11 protein-coding genes are annotated in these 17,655 nt (G+C 45.7%); 10 read left to right on the top strand and 1 reads right to left on the bottom strand.

Translation table 11 applies throughout. From position 1 onward, the window contains the following. The first annotated feature begins 4 nt into the window (after window positions 1–4). Window positions 5–955: an ROK family protein gene (locus tag ENN47_04115; GenBank protein ID HDP77366.1), complete on the top strand. Its 951-nt coding sequence runs from the start codon at window positions 5–7 to the stop codon at window positions 953–955. Here ENN47_04115 and ENN47_04110 read toward each other — a convergent pair. Continuing rightward, on the bottom strand, window positions 940–1,617 hold the full coding sequence (locus tag ENN47_04110) for an endonuclease V (GenBank protein ID HDP77365.1): 678 nt from the start codon (window positions 1,615–1,617) through the stop codon (window positions 940–942). The genes ENN47_04115 and ENN47_04110 overlap by 16 nt on opposite strands. A 106-nt stretch (window positions 1,618–1,723) precedes the next feature. On the opposite strand from ENN47_04110, the gene dnaN reads away from it, so the two are divergent. The 9 genes from dnaN to ENN47_04065 form a co-directional block, all read left to right on the top strand. Next, a complete protein-coding gene (gene dnaN / locus ENN47_04105) occupies window positions 1,724–2,827 on the top strand; it encodes a DNA polymerase III subunit beta (GenBank protein ID HDP77364.1) in 1,104 nt (367 codons plus the stop codon). Beyond that, complete coding sequence (locus ENN47_04100) at window positions 2,824–3,291, top strand: 2-C-methyl-D-erythritol 2,4-cyclodiphosphate synthase (protein ID HDP77363.1); 468 nt, start codon at window positions 2,824–2,826, stop codon at window positions 3,289–3,291. Before dnaN ends, ENN47_04100 begins: the two co-directional genes overlap by 4 nt. 3 nt (window positions 3,292–3,294) lie before the next feature. Then, entirely contained in the window at window positions 3,295–4,497 is a 1,203-nt protein-coding gene (locus ENN47_04095) for a type II secretion system F family protein (protein ID HDP77362.1), read from the top strand. Further along, a complete protein-coding gene (locus ENN47_04090; GenBank protein ID HDP77361.1) occupies window positions 4,494–4,874 on the top strand; it encodes a hypothetical protein in 381 nt (126 codons plus the stop codon). Before ENN47_04095 ends, ENN47_04090 begins: the two co-directional genes overlap by 4 nt. A 15-nt stretch (window positions 4,875–4,889) precedes the next feature. Beyond that, window positions 4,890–5,927 (top strand): hypothetical protein, encoded by a 1,038-nt coding sequence (locus ENN47_04085; GenBank protein HDP77360.1) that lies wholly within the window; start codon window positions 4,890–4,892, stop codon window positions 5,925–5,927. Next, complete coding sequence (locus ENN47_04080) at window positions 5,866–6,450, top strand: hypothetical protein (GenBank protein ID HDP77359.1); 585 nt, start codon at window positions 5,866–5,868, stop codon at window positions 6,448–6,450. Before ENN47_04085 ends, ENN47_04080 begins: the two co-directional genes overlap by 62 nt. Beyond that, window positions 6,443–7,039 (top strand): hypothetical protein, encoded by a 597-nt coding sequence (locus ENN47_04075; protein ID HDP77358.1) that lies wholly within the window; start codon window positions 6,443–6,445, stop codon window positions 7,037–7,039. Before ENN47_04080 ends, ENN47_04075 begins: the two co-directional genes overlap by 8 nt. Window positions 7,040–7,053: 14 nt before the next feature. Further along, entirely contained in the window at window positions 7,054–7,494 is a 441-nt protein-coding gene (locus tag ENN47_04070) for an alpha/beta hydrolase (GenBank protein HDP77357.1), read from the top strand. Between the two features lie 19 nt (window positions 7,495–7,513). After that, window positions 7,514–17,655 (top strand): type II secretory pathway, component HofQ (locus ENN47_04065; protein HDP77356.1); only part of this gene is annotated, 10,142 nt, incomplete at its 3' end.

Below are 17,655 nucleotides of genomic sequence, written 5' to 3'. Positions count from 1 at the left end.
GTCAATGGCCAAGCACGTGATCGGAATCGATCTGGGCGGTACCGAGACCAAGATTGGAATCGTACAAGAAGATGGAAAGATTATCAAAAAAAAGATGATTCCGACTAAGGTGCTCGATGGAAGAATCACCGTTGTGACAAGAATTGGTGAAGCAGTTAGAGAACTTCTTCTCGAATCTGGAATGAACTCATCAGACGTTATCGGTATTGGTGTCGGATCTCCGGGATCGATTGACCATGAAACCGGCACCGTATTGTTCTCGCCGAACCTTCCAGACTGGTCAGGATTCGGACTGGCTGAGATGCTGGAGAAGATTTCGGGAATCAAGACCTTCATTGAAAACGACGCAAATTCCTTTATCCTTGGGGAGTGGGCATTCGGAGAGTTCAAAGGAAGTCAACATATGTTGGGGCTAACTCTAGGAACAGGTGTCGGAGGTGGAGTAATTACTCATGGGATGCTAATGACAGGAAGCATGGGTTATGGCGGGGAACTCGGACACACCGTTGTCGAACCCGGGGGTCCGCTTTGCGGCTGCGGTTCTCATGGGTGTCTTGAATCGCTTGCGTCAGCTACGGCTATCGTGAACATGGCGAGAGAGTTTTCTAAGAGATTTCCCGAGTCATTGATTTTTGCCAAGCCCGAGATAACTGCCAAAGCTGTCTTCGACTCCGCGCGAGAAGGAGACCATGCAGCAACGATTGTTGTTGAAAGAGCGACAAGAGCTCTGGCAACTGCAATAGGCAATTACATACACGTATTCAATCCCGAACACATAATAATTGGCGGTGGAATTAGCAAGGCGGGAGACTTGCTTATTGACGGCATCCAAAGAAAGATGCCGGAGTATGTAATGCCATCTTTCAACGGAACCTACAGTATAACCTTGAGCAAACTGGTGGAGAACGCAGGAATAAAAGGAGCTGCTTCAATAGTTTTCTACAGAATAAGTTGACCCTTCAGCTCTTGAGTAAGGATGTGAGCCTGCCTGGTAGGTTCGGGTATTCTGTACTTGCCTACAGTTTTTAAGACCAGATCTACTGCAGATTCTGAATTAATTCGATTCCCTGGCGAAACGAAAATCGGTTTTACGCCTCTCCTTGTGCGAACGGCGTATCCAAGCAAACGTCCATCGGGAGCAAGGATTGGGCTCATCACCCCCTTCTCTTCGGGACAGTCTTTAAGTTTGCCATACAAAAGGCTTTTGGCGATTCCAATGGTTGGCTTCTTCACGAAAAGGCCAATGTGTGAAGCTATGCCAACACCCCTTGGGTGAGCTATTCCATGTCCATCAAAGAAGATAACATCGACTTCAGGCGATTTGGAAAGAGCCTTTAATATGGTCGGGCCTTCTCTGAAAGATAGGAGTCCTGGAATGTAAGGTGTACTGATTTTCTCAACCGAGTAGAAGTACTCAATTACACGTAGCGAGCGAAATTCAATAATCACAACTACGGCTAGAGCTACCTCTTTTGAAGGGAAGGAAACATCCACCCCGGCGATCAGATTGGGCTCACCGGTGTAATCTTCAAATATGAGCCTGTCCCTAAGCCTCTTCTGCAAATCGATAGCCTGGATTGGTTCCATCGTCCAAGTGTGAATATTCTCTATGTTCATAAATGATTACTCCCCGACAGAAGGAATCTGTCGTCGTCGCTTCCTATAATGATTATGCCACATAGATGTTATAATTTATGAAAAGCTCATCAAGTGGAGGTGTATGATGAAATTTGTCGCAGCTCGTTCCGAAATCCTCACGAGATTAGAGTCGGTTTCTGGGGCAGTCGCTCCAAAGAATGTCAAGCCAATTCTTTCAGGCATATATTTCTCAATGAAGGATGAGTCGACAATTAAGCTTGTAGCTACCGATTTAGAGACAGCGATCACTACCGAGCTGAAACCAAAGCATTTAGATGGAAGCTGCAATTTTGTTATCGATGCTCGTCTAGTTCTTGAAATAGTAAGGAATCTGCCTGAAGGAGAAGTAATATTTGAGACGGAAGAAACTAACATGGTTATCAGAATGGGCAGCGCACGTTTCACTCTTCCAACAATGGACCCTGATGACTTCCCGGATATCGAGCCAGCAGCTGGGGGACTTGACTTCACAGTTTCCGTATCTTCTGTTGAGCTAATGGTTGAAAGGGTAATCTTCTGTGCAGCAAGGGACGAGTTCATGAGGAATCTGAACAGTGTTTATTGGGAATTTGATGACGGGTATCTTCGCCTCGTGGCTGCGGATGGTTTTAGAATGGCCCTTTCTGAGGAGAGAATCGATCTGAACATCGATGATCACTTTCTGCTGACGTTGAAGAGTATGAGGGATCTTCAAAACAGCCTTAAAGTCGCAATGTCTGATGTTATGAAAATAACTTACGATGGTTCGCGCGTGCAGTTTTCCTTTGATGGAACCGAAATAGTGACGAAAGTAGTTGATGCGGAGTTTCCTGACTATAGAAAAGTCCTTCCGAAGTCATTCAAAGCAAGAGTGGTGATTCCGACAGAGACTTTTTCCGATGCTGTTAGAAGAGCATCGATTGCCGCAAGACTTGGATCCGACTCTGTCAAGTTCGAGATAGACGATGAGCAGTTCAAGATTATTGCCAGAAGTCCGGATCACGGAGAGTCAGTAGAAGTTATTGGAGCGAACAAAGAGGGCGACAACATTGTTATAGCATTCAATCCCAGATTCCTTTCCGAATCTGCAAAGAAGATTGATTCCGACTCTGTGGAGTTGAACTTTGTTGACTCGAACAGCCCGCTCCAGATGAACCCTGTAGATGTGCAGGGATACACCTATATCATAATGCCGATTAGACTTATATGAGTATCAGGGTAGGAATCGGTTATGATGTTCATCCGATTCTCGTGGGGAACAAAGGATTGTTTCTTGGAGGTGTCAAAGTATCAGATTCTCTCTACCTTTCTGGCTACTCTGACGGAGATGCTCTTTGTCACGCAATTGTGGACGCAGTTCTAGGCGCAGTATCTTTAGGGAATATCGGCATTGAGTTTCCGGAAGTTGACTTGAATCGAGATCGAAGAAGTTTGGAGTTTCTATTTGAGGTATCAGAAGCAATAAGAGGACGATGGCAATTGCTTAATGTCGATACGGTCGTCGTCATAGAAAGCGTCAGGTTGGCTGGCTTTGTCAGATCAATGACCGAAAACATCGCCCAAGCTCTTGGGGTAGGAAGCGAGAATGTGAACATCAAACCAAAGTCGGGTAACGGCAGCAGCCCAGATTTTGTTCATGCTCATGCAGTCTGTCTTTTGAGAGAGGTGGAGTAAGAGATGCCCGATTTCCGCTACGAAGTAATCAACATCAAGGGAAGGCCAGAAAAAGGCAAGCTCGCTGCGAATTCCAAACTGGAGGCGCTCCAAATCCTCTCGAGCAGAGGCTATATTGTAAGTTCAATTAAGCAATCATCATCCTCTCGCAGCTCGACTAAGGCTTCGTTGTTTCCCGCCTCTCAGAAGGAAGTCAGTATCTTCTCAAGACAGTTGGCCACAATGGTTTCATCCGGTGTCAGGATAAGAGAAGCACTTCAGGTCCTTTCGACCCAGGTCCTGTTTTCTAGAAGATTCAGGAAGATCATAGCCCGAGTAGTGTTAGACATAGAGGGCGGAATGAGTTTCAGTGAGTCTCTTGAAAGATCGGGCGTTTTTGAACCTCTCTTCACCAACCTTGTCAAGGCCGGTGAGGCAGGTGGAGTTCTTGATGAATCGCTTGAAAGAGTTGCGGACTTTTATGAGGGAATGGTTGAGCTTCAGAACCAGGTTAAATCGGCAATGGCTTATCCTCTTTTCATGATGGTTTTTGCGGTTGGAATAGTGGGGATGATTTCCTTTTTCATTCTCCCGAACTTGATCAGCGCTTTTGGAGGAAACTTTGAACCAGAGGGAACAATGGCTATTCTTCTGAAGATGAATGATATTTTGAAGAACCAGTGGCCGCTGCTTCTTGTTTTGCTTTTCGGCTTGCTGATCGGAGGATTCTTCTTCTTCAAGAGCAAATACGGTAACATCGTTAAGGAGAATCTTGGGAAACTAATTCCTCCAGTAAGAACCCTGAGAAATATGACGGCTATGGAGAGATTCACTAGAACGACGGCCGTTCTAGTGGCAAGTGGAGTTGATCTGCCAACTGTTCTGGAACTTGCAGGAGAAGTCTCGCAAAGCCCTCGGGTTATGAAAGCCGTAACTAATGCAATAGTCAGCATTAAGGGAGGCGAGAGTATCAGCGCTTCCCTTGAGCATCAGAAGGTCTTCCCGCCGATAGTCGTTAGTATGGTGGCCACGGGGGAGGAGACCGGCAAGCTGGACGAAGTCATGTTCAAAGTTGCCGACTTTTATCATATGCAGGTTCAAAATGCACTCAAGAAACTTGTTTCACTTGTTGAGCCGATAATGATATTATTTATTGGTGGGTTCATTGGTTTTCTGGCAATAACTATATACGGTGCTGTTTTTGCGATGGAGCAAAGTATTGGATGAGTTTAACCGAGCTTTTGTGCTGTCTGGTTTTGGTCTCTCTTTGCCTCAGCGGCGTTGTACTGGTTTCATCTGAAATTATTGGTAGCCTGAAAATTAGCCTCAGCAAAACTGCTTTCGATTCGTTCATTGAAAGACAGCGTCTTGAGGCTGTTGTTCGTTCCAGACCTGTAGAGGTTTTCTATGATTCTTGGTTGAAGAGGGTCTCCTCGACAACGGGAGCGATTTTTGAAGATTGCCTCTGGGAGAACAGAGAGAACTTTAGGATCCGCTTCAATGGGGATGGTTCAATTGCTATTCTTGGCGGGTCGACAACATTGAGCTTTGCCGATGGCAGTGTGCTGACTATCCAACCGGTAACGGGGAAAGTCACCTATTGAGACTTGGGGGTAAACATGTTTCAGAGTATGATAACTGCCGTAAATTCTGACGAGGGTTATACTGAGATCGTTAGAGCTGTTATTGAAGGCCGGTATCTGAAACCCGTCTTTTCTGTGCTCAAGATGGGGGCAGATTCGCTTGAAGAATCAGTTAAAGTATTCAGGGAGAATAACACAATTCCTGCCGATGAAATTTTTGTTGCTACCTTTCATCCAAGAGATGTTGTCTTTCAGCATCTTGAGGTTCCCCGGGTAAAGTCTATGAAGAATTTACTCAATGTTGCCAGCTTCAAGGCCGCTTCCCAATTCTCATTACCGCCGGACGAAGTAAATGTTGCTTGTCTGAACTCGATAGCTTCTCTGAAAAGCGGACTCGTTCCTGCATTTGTTATAACAAAGAGAAAGGCCGTGTTTGAATTCATTGGGGGATTGACGGGAAAGAGCTTTCCCGAGCCGAACATTGTCGATGTGAAGCCCTTTTCGATTTTTAAAATGGCTCAAACAAGCGTCTTTGAAGGCAACAATATTGTTTTCATAGTTGACAGAAGCTATTCTCTTCTCCTGACATTCAGGGGAGAAGAAATCGTGGGGCTCAATTATATCAGCGATGGGTTTGACCAGGTTGCAAGCGGCTTCAAGGAGGACAATTCGCTCTCTCCGAACACAAATATTCAGAGGGAATTTCTTATTGGCTCCAAGGCATATTATGATTCGTTAATTGAGGAAGCTTCGGAAAGACTCGAGGGTCTGATCTCTTATCAGTTAAGGATGTATCTTACAAACACGTTGTCGAACTCGCCAAACACCTCAGCGGCTGATGAGTCTCTCTTCACCAGGTTTTTTGTTGCAGGACAGTCGAGTCTTTCTACAGCCGTTTATTCAAGAGCTTTCCAAAAGATTCTCGGAGACGAAACAGAAGTGGTCAGCATGCCTCTGAAAATGAAGGAAACAAGCGGGATAACTTATACTTCGGTTGGACTGCTTATGAGAGGTGGTGAGATACTTGGTCGACGTAAACTTGTATTCAAGGAAGAAGCGGGTCTCAAGGCTTAAGTATTCTCTAATAGTCCTGCTGATAATTGTCCTTCTGGTTCTGGGATCTCGTTTCTTTGTTACTCAGGCCTTTGAGACAAGATTGAGGCAGGTTTCCAGAATGAAAGGCTACCTCTTCGACAATACCGGGACATATCTGACAGGCAATCTGAAAGCAGACATTGAAATGATCTACAATAAGAAGCTAGAGTATACAGCAATGAGAAATAAACTGAGCAAACAGGTAAATGATCTTCGCACGCATGTCGACTCAAAATCAGTCGAAATGGACGTTTTTAGAACAATAGAGGCCTATCTTGAAGATGAAAATGCGATGAAGACAATAGCTTCAAGAATTCAGTTTGAGAGTGGAGTCGGTAATTCCTTTTATTATCTGATTTTCGAAGGCGATGATGTTTCTTTCCCCACACCAGAAAGCACACCGACTCTTCTTGCAAAACCGAGCGTGAGGGGAAATCTAGATTTTGCTGAGCTCTACTCGCTTCAACTTGTCGATCTAGAGGTGGGTGGTCATGATGAGTGAAAAGAACGAATTCAATTTTGAAGGCATGGACATGGATGCCACCCGAGAGCCATTTGACGGTAATGATAGCTATTTCATTCACAGGGACTACTCTAACAGGCTAAACAGAAAGCTCACTTTCCTTGGCAGAAAAGGTCTGAACTCGAAATTTGCATTTTGGTCGTTGATTGCTTTGACTGTGATCGGCTTTCTCTTTCTAGTGGTTTTGTACTCCTACAACACTTTTGAGAACACATCATTACTGATAGACGAAGTGAATGGACTGGAGAGCGCCTATCTCGAGGTGCAGTTGCTTTCAAGAGTTAGGAACGAAGCGATTGGCTCAATGAGCACAAGAAGCTATCTAGAAGAACTGAAGGAAAGAGTTCCGATAGAGACCAAACCGGGTGACTACAAGGGGATAACCGTCACTGGAGGCTCGAGAGATATTCTTGATCTTGTCGAGATGATCGTTAATGAGCCAAAGATACTCGTCAGAAAGCTTGAACTGAGATCAAATCTAGGCTTTCCCATTCTTCCGGAATCAAACATTCCATCGAATCTCTCACTCGAGCTAAGGACGGATCTTACGGTAACGGGCAACTTCTAGGTGGAGTTGATTTTATGGAGAAGATTGTTCTAATAATCGTTGTTTCAATAACTTTGCTGGTTACGGGTGGGGTTCTACTGACATTTCTTCTAGAACCGGTGGAAATTGCCGATGTGGCTGCAAGCAGAATTAGGATCGATCCTATCGATACTTCCAGAGTATTGAGCAGCGTTGCTTTGGGCAATCACTTTCTTCCTCTTTATGCAAGCCCTTTGGAAGTTATAAGGTCCATGCTTGAAGTGGGCGAAGAGGCTGCCGACGTTAAGTATGTAGCTTACTATAGATTGAACAAAGTTGATTATGCGGTTCTTGAAGCAGGACAGTCACAAATCACCGTAAGGGTTGGAGAACAGGTTGCTCCCTCTTACATAGTGTACGGAATTACGGAATTTGCTGTGTTGCTTAACGACACGAGCACGAACAGCTTTGTTGTTGTGAAGTACTTTAGATCGTAAACTCGAGGGTGAATATGGGGTGATTCGTGTGAGAAAAATAGCGGTCATATTTTTGGTTCTGGGTTTCTTCTGTATTGGTTTCTCTAATCAGTTGAATTCTGTTATACCTTCTATGGACGCTGAGTCTGTAACAGTGACTATGATCTTCAACGACACAGTCACTGATTACAACATTCAGTCAAATCCTTCCAAGACTATATACTCTTTGGCGCTCAACGGAGTGAATGGCAGAGATATGAATCTTCCGCTCCGAATGGGTCCGGTGGAGGGACTGTGGACTAGACAGGATCCGAAGAGACTTTCTGTGAATATCGCGTTGTTGATTCCAACGATCGATGATCCAGAAGTCACGATCAGGGACAATGTAGTCACGTTGAGATTCTTCAGATCGAAGATCAACGTTGATATCGAAAAGTTCACAACATACGGAATGACTGTTTCCACTGCGATGACGTACCTTTTCTCAGAAGAGATGCTTGATCTCTCTTATGTCATATCTCCTAGCGTCAGAAATGAGGAGGTCATAGTCGGTTTTTCTCTTGCGATGCCCGAAGACATTCTACGGAACATTCTCACATCACTCGGAGATAGGATAGCATACTCCTATTTGACCGATGGAACATTCTATCTTGGCACTCCGGAAGAAATAAAAGATTTGGTCAACGCCTTCTGGAAGACTTACATCGGTGTGGAGTTCAACGCCGAGGGAGAATCTATTTCCGAACAGATCGAAAGGCTAAGAAAGACTCTTCCTGTGAACAGTTTCATCGAATATCTGCCAAATGAGGCATCTCTAATGGTTTTCGGAGATCTTCAGACTCATATGACGCTTTCAGCTGCACTTACGACAAATACAGTTACGAGAGAATACAATGTTCCGTGGGAGATAGCGAACATTGACATCGAACCTCTCACCGCATACTATGAACTGGCCAGGAAACTCAACGCAACGCTGTTCTCTGATGGCCTTACAATAGCCAGTATTCCAGAGTTCAACAAACTGATTTTTTCTGGGAATGCTGCTCAAGTAGACGCTTTATATGAGTATATAGATCTTTACAGGGAGTACATCACCTCGCAAGACCTCGACTCCAGCAAGACGAGTAGGACGATTACTCTGCCTGACAACTTCTTTCTGATTGAAGACATATTGAAGCTGGGCAGTGCATCGGGATCGGGTTTGACAGAAGACAAGACTCTGGTAGGGACGATTTTCAGTATTCTTCAAAGTTATGCGATGTACGAGGATCTCTCTGTAGACAGAACCTTTGAACCCATCGGAAAGGTAACTTTTGAATTACCCAATTACCTCGTTCCGGTTCTTCAGAAGGTTGCCGACTCCTTCTCTGAGATATCGACAGACGTGTCTTACACTATCGTAAATTATCACCTGACTATAGAAGAATCAATATTGTCACAGGTTCAACGTATTACCGGGGCAGCAATAGAAGCGCTGGGAGAAAGAAAGGGATTCATTATCAAGGGTTCTAAGAGCTCAATCGGAACGGCCGAGTATCTCCTTTCGCTTTTCACAGGGATTGCTTTTGAAGACTATGCAAACACATACCTCGAGCTAAAGGCTAATGATTCCTTTGAGGAAGTCTCAGCTTTCCTCAGAACTTTTTACGCGGCTCAGGGTCTTGTTGAAGGCGAGTATACAGTTGAGCAGATCGCAGACAGATTGGTCTTCATGTACGCTCCTTCTGAGATAATGGAGAAGGCCGTTGCTGAGCTTGAACAGCACGAAAAGCAGATATACAGAATTACAAGGCAATCTATCCTTGAGATATCACCCGAAGTCTATACTTCGGGTTTGGGCGAGTTGCTCCAGACGATTCTTGTCGAGAACGAGACGGCCAACTTCATCGAGTCAGCCGGTCTGCTGGTGATTAGTGCGTACCCGGACAGGCTTTTGGAGATAGAGAGCGTTATCGAAGAGAGAATTCCAAGAATAACTGAAATGGTTGAGAATCGCATCTCAAGTCAGGACCCCCGGTTATCTCTGCAGATAATGGCAATCCCCGGCTGGGATATCGAGAAGTTCAGGGCTTATCTCAACGATTTCCTTGGATCCGATATCTATTCGGAAATAACACTTACAACATCAGGCAGCGGCTATATAGTAATTGCATCACAGCCTGTGCTGGAAGCGATTTCTACAGAAGCAGAAAAACTGAGAGGATTCGAGAATCCCTCTTATAGATTGGAAACATCAATTCCGTCCCTCGCGCAGTTTGAGCTTCTTCTGGAAAAACTGGGTATCGCAGTGACAATTGTTCCCGTTGAGAACCAGTTTATGATCGTTGGTTCAAAGGAGAATGTTGAAGAGGCCTCTAAGCTTGTCCGGCAGATTAGCAGCGGTCTTCCTGTTCAGGGAGATGTTTCGGACACTGCGGTGGATTACGAGTTCACATTCATTAACCTCCCCTATTCAGAAGTTGAGGGGATAAGTGAACTTCTAAGCAAGCTCAGTTTATCTGTTGAATTTGTTGACACTCCTACAGGTGTGGCAGTTGTCGCTACGAAAGAGAGACTTGAGAAGGCAATGGAGGTCATAAACTCTGTCCTGTCAAGAATCGAGACAATTGAGACCGGTCCGAGAAGTTACAGTTTGATAGATATTGAACCGGATGTGGTCGGCAGTTTAAGTGAAATACTCTCCCGATTGGGTTATGAAATAGATCTCGTGGAGACCCCGGCAGGAATAGTTGGAGTCGGTGTTGAGTCGCAGTTAGCAAAAGCCAAGAGCATAGTTGAAGAGATCTTGAAGAAAGAGACATCGACGCTTCCCCAACAGGGAGATGGGGATAGATCATATTTGATCATTTCTTCAAAGCCTGAAATTGAGATTGCCTCGCTCAACTCAGTAATCAATGTCTTCAGTTTCGATCTCGTAGTAACTCCTGTCTACGACAAGATAGTCGTCGTTGGAGACAGCTACGATCTTCAGCTCTTCAAAGGATTGTACAACGAGATTCTTACCTCCGAAAGCGTCGAAGGCGCCTTTGTCAGCAAAGAGCTTTTAAGAGTGCCCGGTTGGGATTCTGATCGACTGCTTTCCTATCTGGGAGTTGTTCTTGGAGTTGAGAAAACGACCAGTGTTTCGCTAGTTCAAACTGCAAGGGGATATATAGTCAATTGTCCTCAGTCAGTTCTGGAGAGTGTTGAAAGCGAATTTGAGAGACTGCGAAGTATTGAAAGCCCTTCTTATTCTATTGAGAGAAGAATGCCCACACTCGATGAGATGAACTCTCTTCTGTTGAGACTGGGAATCATTGTAGACATCCTGAAAGTCGATGATTATTTTGTAATCGTTGGATCTTCCACAAGTGTCGAACAGGCGAAAGAGCTTGTTTCAAGGCTTTTAGAGGTAATCGGTGACGAATCGGAAACGAAACAGACTGCATTTGAGGTCTCCAGTATCTCAAGTGAAGATATGCCTGCTTTTACCGAAATCTTTGCGAGCATCGGGATAGAAGTAAAATTGCTTGATTCCCCTTCAGGTATTCTAATTATTGGAAACGACGATGAAGTAACTAGAGCGGTTGAAGTTGCAGATTCGATTCTTGAGAAGAGAGCTTCAACAGTTGATTCGGAAATCTTATTCGAGTTTGTTCCTGTTTCTTCCGATGAAATTGAGGACTATTCCTTGATTTTCGAAAAGATGGGACTGAATGCCGAATTGCTTTCTTCTCCATCGGGCGTAATTGTGATTGGATCCTCTGAAGAAGTAGTAGAAGCAAAATCGGTAGTGAAGTTAATTGCCGAGCAGAAACAGCAATTCGATACGACAGAAGAAAAGAGGAACGACTCGACCTTTGTGAGAAGAGTCGCCGGCTGGAGTGATGAAGTATTCTCCAGTTATCTTAGAGACTTTCTGAATGAGGATCAGTACTCTCGAATATCTATCTCTCCTTCGGTGAGTGGCTACATCGTTGCGGGACCCGTTGAACTTCTTCAATCAATTGAGGTCGAAGTCAGTCGTCTTCAGGAGATACAAGATCCTCACTTCGTTGTTCAAAGAGGACTACCACCTCTTGATCAGCTCGAAATACTTATCCAAGCACTGGGCATCAAAGTTGAGATAATTCCGGTTGAGGATAAGTATCTGATTGTTGGTAATCGAGAGAGTGTTGTTCAGACAAATCAAATCATCGACCAACTAATAGAGGCAATATACCAAGAGGGGAAGTGGATCGAAGACACTTCGGTGTCAAAGACGTTCATTTTTTTGCCGGTAAGACCCGAAGACGCAGCTCCTCTGGAAACGGTTATGGAGAGGCTCGGAATAACATCCGAACTAATTCAGATCTCGACGGGGATCATTGCGGTCGGCTCTGAAAAGGAACTTCTCAAAGCACTTGACGTGGTTGAGTCGGTAATGGCTCATTCCGAAAGCGTCACCGCTGAACTAGAACTGAATTACAGATTCGTTGATGTTCGATCGGATTCAATAGAGCAACTTCTGCCAATAATCGAGCGGCTGAACATCGAAATCGAACTTCTGGAAACTCCCACCGGTGTTGTTGCAATAGGTGCGGAACCTGAACTGGATCGCGCGGAGGAATTGATAGAGGCGATTAATTCGAGAGCGGCTGAAGATCTTCCTCTTCAGGATAAGTACGAGAGTTATCTTCTTCTTCCCCTTTCGGCGGGAATTACTGTTGAGTCCCTGGAACCGGCGCTTGAACTGCTAGACTATCGTGTCTTCGCAGTGAGCGTTGCTGACAAAATTATCGCGATCGGCAATGAAGAGGATCTTCTTAAGTTCAGGGCTCTATACATGCAGCTTCAGGCAGTGGAAGTAGACAGAGAAGAAAGGATCTCGCTCGATATCAAGGCAATACCCGGATGGGACATCGCAAGAATCAGCGAGTATCTGAGACTATTTCTTGGGACAGATGACTTTGATAGGATTTCTATAGTCCCTTCTTCCACAGGATTCGTTGCCTTATCACCAAGAGCTCTCATTGAGTCGGTAGAAGCCGAAATTTTTAGGCTAAGAGAGTTTGAAAATCCGGCGTTCACAGTGCTTGAGAGAATACCCCCCGTAGATGATCTTGAAGGGCTGCTTTCGAGACTTGGAGTCCTTGTTGATCTGGTCAGCATGGGTAGTTCCACCATTGTAATCGGTTCCAGCGAAGATGTACAACGTACAAGCCAGATAATGGAGCAGCTCTTGAAATCAGTCTCCCAAGATGTAAATGTGCCTGAGACTGTTGAATACAGTGTCCTTGATATTTCCGGGGAAGACATCGGCAGCTTCAACGCGATTCTTGAGAGGCTTGCAATCGAAGTATCCTTACTCACGTCCCCATCGGGCGTTATTGCAATAGGTTCTCAAGAAGCATTGGAGAGAACTGTAGCGGTAGTCGATGACGTACTCAGCAGAAGAACTACGACACAGGTTTATGAGCCTATGTACGCCTTTACGGGCATACAGAGCAAAGAGATAGATAGCTATCAGGCAATTCTTGATAAACTCGGCGCCGACGTGGAGCTTCTTCCTTCTGCCACAGGGGTTTTGATGATCGGTGACAGAGACAAGGTCGAGACAGCAATCAAGACCGTCAACGCGATTCTCGAAAGAGAAGCCCTGGTTGCTGAAACTGAAGGAGAGAAGGTGCGAGTTTCAAACGTAGCTTCAGTTGTGCCGGGCTGGAGCGATGAGAAATATGCCAGCTACTTCATGGACTTCCTTGGAGAGGACGACTTCTCAAGACTTTCGATCACTCCTTCGTCTAGCGGCTATATCGTCGTCGGTCCGCTGGAAGTTATCTCGAGATTGGTTACCGAAGCCAATCGTCTGGCGGGGATAGAAGATCCGTTCTTTGTTATAGAAACGTCTCTTCCTGCAATCGATCAGCTGGATACTCTTCTTGAACGGCTGGGACTTAAGGTGACGATACTACCTGTCGGAGACAAACACCTTGTCGTTGGCATGAAGGAAAATGTAGAGAAGACAGTCGAATTGATCAAGATGCTGAGAAACGGTCTTGAGGCTCCAGAAGCCTCAAGGAAATATGACTACATAATAATGCCTGCAAGCGAAGGGACATTTGAGACTATCCGACAGGTACTTTCGGAACTGAAAATAGACGCTACTGCTTTGAGCTTTGGAAGCAACGTGATAATTGTCGGATACGGGGAAGACTTGGAAAGCGCCGCCGATGTTGTAATCTCGATTAACGAAAAGACTGCTTCTCTCGAGACAGATGAGGAGTTGATGTATTCTTTTACTGAAATACCGAACGACAGAATTGAAGAGTTCAGAGCAATCCTAGAGAGTTTGGCGATAGACATTGAGCTCTTATCCTCACCGTCCGGAGTCATTGCGATTGGCTCGCAGCAGGCCGTTTCAAGAACGGTTACGGTGGTTGAAGACATCCTAAGCAGAAGGACTACCTCGCAGGTATATGAGCCGATTTATGCCTTCACTGGAATACCTAGCGCAGACATTGAAAGCTACCAGACTATTCTTGACAAGCTGAACGCGGGAGTAGAGCTGTTGCCATCTGCTACCGGAGTTCTCATGATCGGTGACGGAGACAAGGTGCAAGAAGCGGTCAAGACAGTCAATGCAATTCTTGAGAGAGAAGCGTTGTTTGACGAATCAGAGGGTCAACCAGACAGAGTCTCAAACGTTGCAGCCCTCGTCCCCGGATGGAACGATGAAAAGTATGCCAGTTACTTCACTGACTTTCTTGGCGTCGATGATTTCTCTAGAATCTCTATCACTCCTTCTACCAGTGGATATATTGTGATCGGTCCAGAAGAAGTAGTGTCGAGATTAGTTGACGAGGCTTCCAGGTTAGCCGGAATAGAGGATCCATTCTTCGTTATTGAGGATTCCCTCCCCGCTATCGATCAACTAGACACTCTGCTTGATAGATTAGGCCTTAAGGTCACGATTTTGCCTGTGGAGAACAAGTATCTCATAGTTGGCATCAAGGAGAGTGTTGAGAAGACGGTCGAGCTCATTAAGATGCTCAGAAGTGGCGTGGAAACTCCCATAAGCTCGAGAAAGTATGACTACTTGATAATGCCCGCAAATGAAGGCAGTTTCGAGACAATACGACAGGTGCTCACAGAATTGAAGATCGATGCCACGGCTTTGAGCTTTGGGAGTAACGTGATACTTGTCGGTTACGGCGAGGATCTTGAAGATGCAGCAAGTGTCGTAAACTCGATAAACGAAAGAACGGTGATTTTAGAGACTGACAGGGAGCTTAAGTACTCGTTTACAGAGATCCCGAACGACAGAATTGATGAGTTTACAGCCATACTTGACAGCCTTAAACTTGATGTTGAACTTCTCTCTTCTCCTTCTGGGGTTGTCCTTGTTGGAACTGAGAAAGAGGCGGAAGAGGCCAATGAAGTGATCCGTTCAGTACTTTCAAAGGCAGAACAGGATGAGACTATCGAGTCGAGATTCTTCAATAACCCGGCTGGATGGGAAGAGGGAAAGCTTGTTGCGTACTTGCGAGGTTTCCTTGGAGAGAAGGATTGGGCGAAGGTGAGTGCAACTCCTGTCCAGTCAGGATATCTTTTGGTGGGCCCGTCCGAAATACTTAACAGAATACATTTAGAGACGGTAAGGTTGGCGGGCCTTGAGAAGCCCTATTACGAGATAGTCGAGACGGTTCCTTCTATCCAGAATCTTCAGGGTATGCTGGAGAAGATGGGTCTTGCGGTTACGGTTATCACAGTGGATGGGAGATCGATGGTAATCGGACCTGAAAGCGATGTCCTTCAGACTGTGAAGGTATTCGGTGAACTTGCCGAAGGGATTGTCCTTCCCAGGGGCGACGAACCGGATGTTTTTGACTTTGTGGAGATCCCGTCTGAAGAAGTGGAAAGCTTCAGAACAATCTTCGCAAGACTTGGAATTCGAGTAGATCTACTCGGCACACCTACAGGAGTCATAGTCGTTGGCCAAAAGGACAGTATTTCGAAGGCCCTTGAGACCATAACCTCAATTCTCTCTCGCAGAGAGGTGCAGGTTGTTAACGGCGAGCAAAGCTATATGGTTGTAGAGATTCGTGACGGATTTGATCTTGCCTCGGCTCAGTCGGTTATCTCGGCTTTCAGTATAGACGTTTATCCTCTTTCTGTGGCTGGAAAGCTGGTGATAATAGGCGCTGAAAAGGAACTTGGAAGATTCGTACAGATAAGAAACGACATTATAAGCGAGCACAAAGTTACCGTTATCGTGCCTCGTGAAGTCACTATAGAAGAACTCAGCGGAATAATCAGTACGCTGGGACTAGAAATGTCGGTTCTCGAAATCCGAGGCAGCTTCGTCGTTTACGGTAAGGAGGGAGAGATCGAACAGGTTAGGGACATCCTTTCCCGGCTTACATCCGATGAGCCTTCCGAGAAGACTCAAGAGATGCGGATTTTCACGGGGATTTACCAGAACACTGATTTTCTGAATCAGCTTCTCTCCAATATGGGCTCTTCTTTGAAGATCTACGGAGAGAGCGACAGAATTGTGGCGGTTGGTAGTGCGGAAGATATAGGAATGTTTGAGAGTCTCATGCAGGAGATCGGCTCTGAACCGTCAGCAGTGGAACTGACAGCGGAGTTCTATCCCAAACTTGAAGGCTGGACTGGAGAGACTCTTGCCGAGTTTTTCAGGGCCATGAACTTTGCAGTAGAGGTCTTCCATGAGAGCAGTAAAGGTTACCTGTTGATAGGTCCGGCCGATGAGCTCAATAGAGTTCCAGATGTTATGGACGGTCTTGAACTTAGGACAAAGAGACTGACTACTCTGTATCCAGTTCCATCGGGAATGACTTACGAAGAGCTAAGGGAAATCCTGGTGTCGGCGGGATTCAGTCTTTCATATACGAAACTGGGTCAGAGCATGTCGATTTCCGGGCTTGAAGATGATGTCAATATGGCTGTTGCTCTCCTCGACGAAGTAATCAGAAGCGGACTGGGAAAGGGAGTCTCTTACAGGCTTATAGAATTACCTGTCGACCTGACTCTTGAGAAGCTTGAGAAGATAATGAGCGATATGGCCCTCAACATCTCCTCAGTGCAAGTTGACGGGGAAGTGATGCTAATAGGTCCCGACAGCGATCTGAGAACTGCGAAGGAAATAGTTGAATATCTTACACCTGAAGATCCTTCCGTTGACGAGCAGAGAATCTACTCGGTTATTCCGCTCGGTGAGGGACTATCGCTCGCAGAGATTTCCGATCTCGTTGATAGTCTCTCCCTAAGTGTTGAGATCCTTCCTGTGGGAGGAGATGTAGTAGTTATAGGTACTGAAAGCAATGTGGAGCGTTTCAGAGAGCTAATTAGCTCGATCTCGGCGACTCTAGGAATAGGAAGCGTTGAGAGTCCTGAATACTCCATTGTTGAGAAGGTGGAAGAGATCTCGATCGATCAGTTCAGAGAGCTGCTCTCATCCCTCAACTTGCCTGTGAAGATTGTAGAGGTTTCCGACTACCTGGTCTTCATTGGCTCAGGCGAGAGTAACGGCAAAGCAGTCGATCTCTTCTCAAGATTCGAGACGGAAGATAAAGAGCCCATAGCGGAGGAAATTGAGTTTACCACTCTTTCGTTGCCAGAGGGATTTGATCTCAATTCTCTCTCTACAATATTCGACAAACTTGACTTCAAAGTCGATCTGAATGTCGTTGGCAATGTCTTGCTATTGATCGGAGCGAAAGATTCTATCGAAAGTGCTCAGGCGCTTCTTGAGAAGCTTGTGCAGGTTTCGACTGGCGAATCGGGCGAAAGAAATGTCTTTGAGATTCTCGAGCCTAAGGAAGGTGTCTCCGCCGAGTTGCTGAATCAGCTTTTCAGGCTCATTGGAATCGATGTAGAGATCCTCGAAGGTGATACTGCGCTAGTGTTCGTCGGAAGTCGGACCAACGTGGGGATGGCTCTCGAGGTCTACGATTCTCTCGGAAAGACGGCAGAAGTTGACGAAGGACCTATCTCCTACACGATAACCATTCTTCCGAAGAACCTCACACCAGGCCAGCTAGAGACAGCTTTCGATTCGATTCAGATACCAGTTGGTGTTATTGAAGCCGGTGATTACGCGATAATTGTTGGAACAAAGCCTTCTCTTGCGAGAGCACAGGAGCTCGTCTCCTCCCTTCGGATAGGAATAGACGCGAGCGGAACGTCGGCCGACGGTTC

This window comes from Mesotoga infera, from assembly GCA_011045915.1.
Taxonomy (GTDB): domain Bacteria; phylum Thermotogota; class Thermotogae; order Petrotogales; family Kosmotogaceae; genus Mesotoga; species Mesotoga infera_D.
Note: the sequence above shows the minus strand (reverse complement) of the source record. Positions and strands in the feature narration are given on the sequence as shown.

Coding starts and splice junctions, on each gene's coding strand:
- ENN47_04090 (HDP77361.1), top strand. CDS start 4,494: ATGAGTTTAACCGAGCTTTTGTGCTGTCTGGTTTTGGTCTCTCTTTGC.
- ENN47_04075 (HDP77358.1), top strand. CDS start 6,443: ATGAGTGAAAAGAACGAATTCAATTTTGAAGGCATGGACATGGATGCC.
- ENN47_04085 (HDP77360.1), top strand. CDS start 4,890: ATGTTTCAGAGTATGATAACTGCCGTAAATTCTGACGAGGGTTATACT.
- ENN47_04115 (HDP77366.1), top strand. CDS start 5: ATGGCCAAGCACGTGATCGGAATCGATCTGGGCGGTACCGAGACCAAG.
- ENN47_04095 (HDP77362.1), top strand. CDS start 3,295: ATGCCCGATTTCCGCTACGAAGTAATCAACATCAAGGGAAGGCCAGAA.
- ENN47_04100 (HDP77363.1), top strand. CDS start 2,824: ATGAGTATCAGGGTAGGAATCGGTTATGATGTTCATCCGATTCTCGTG.
- ENN47_04070 (HDP77357.1), top strand. CDS start 7,054: ATGGAGAAGATTGTTCTAATAATCGTTGTTTCAATAACTTTGCTGGTT.
- ENN47_04110 (HDP77365.1), bottom strand. CDS start 1,617: ATGAACATAGAGAATATTCACACTTGGACGATGGAACCAATCCAGGCT.
- dnaN (HDP77364.1), top strand. CDS start 1,724: ATGAAATTTGTCGCAGCTCGTTCCGAAATCCTCACGAGATTAGAGTCG.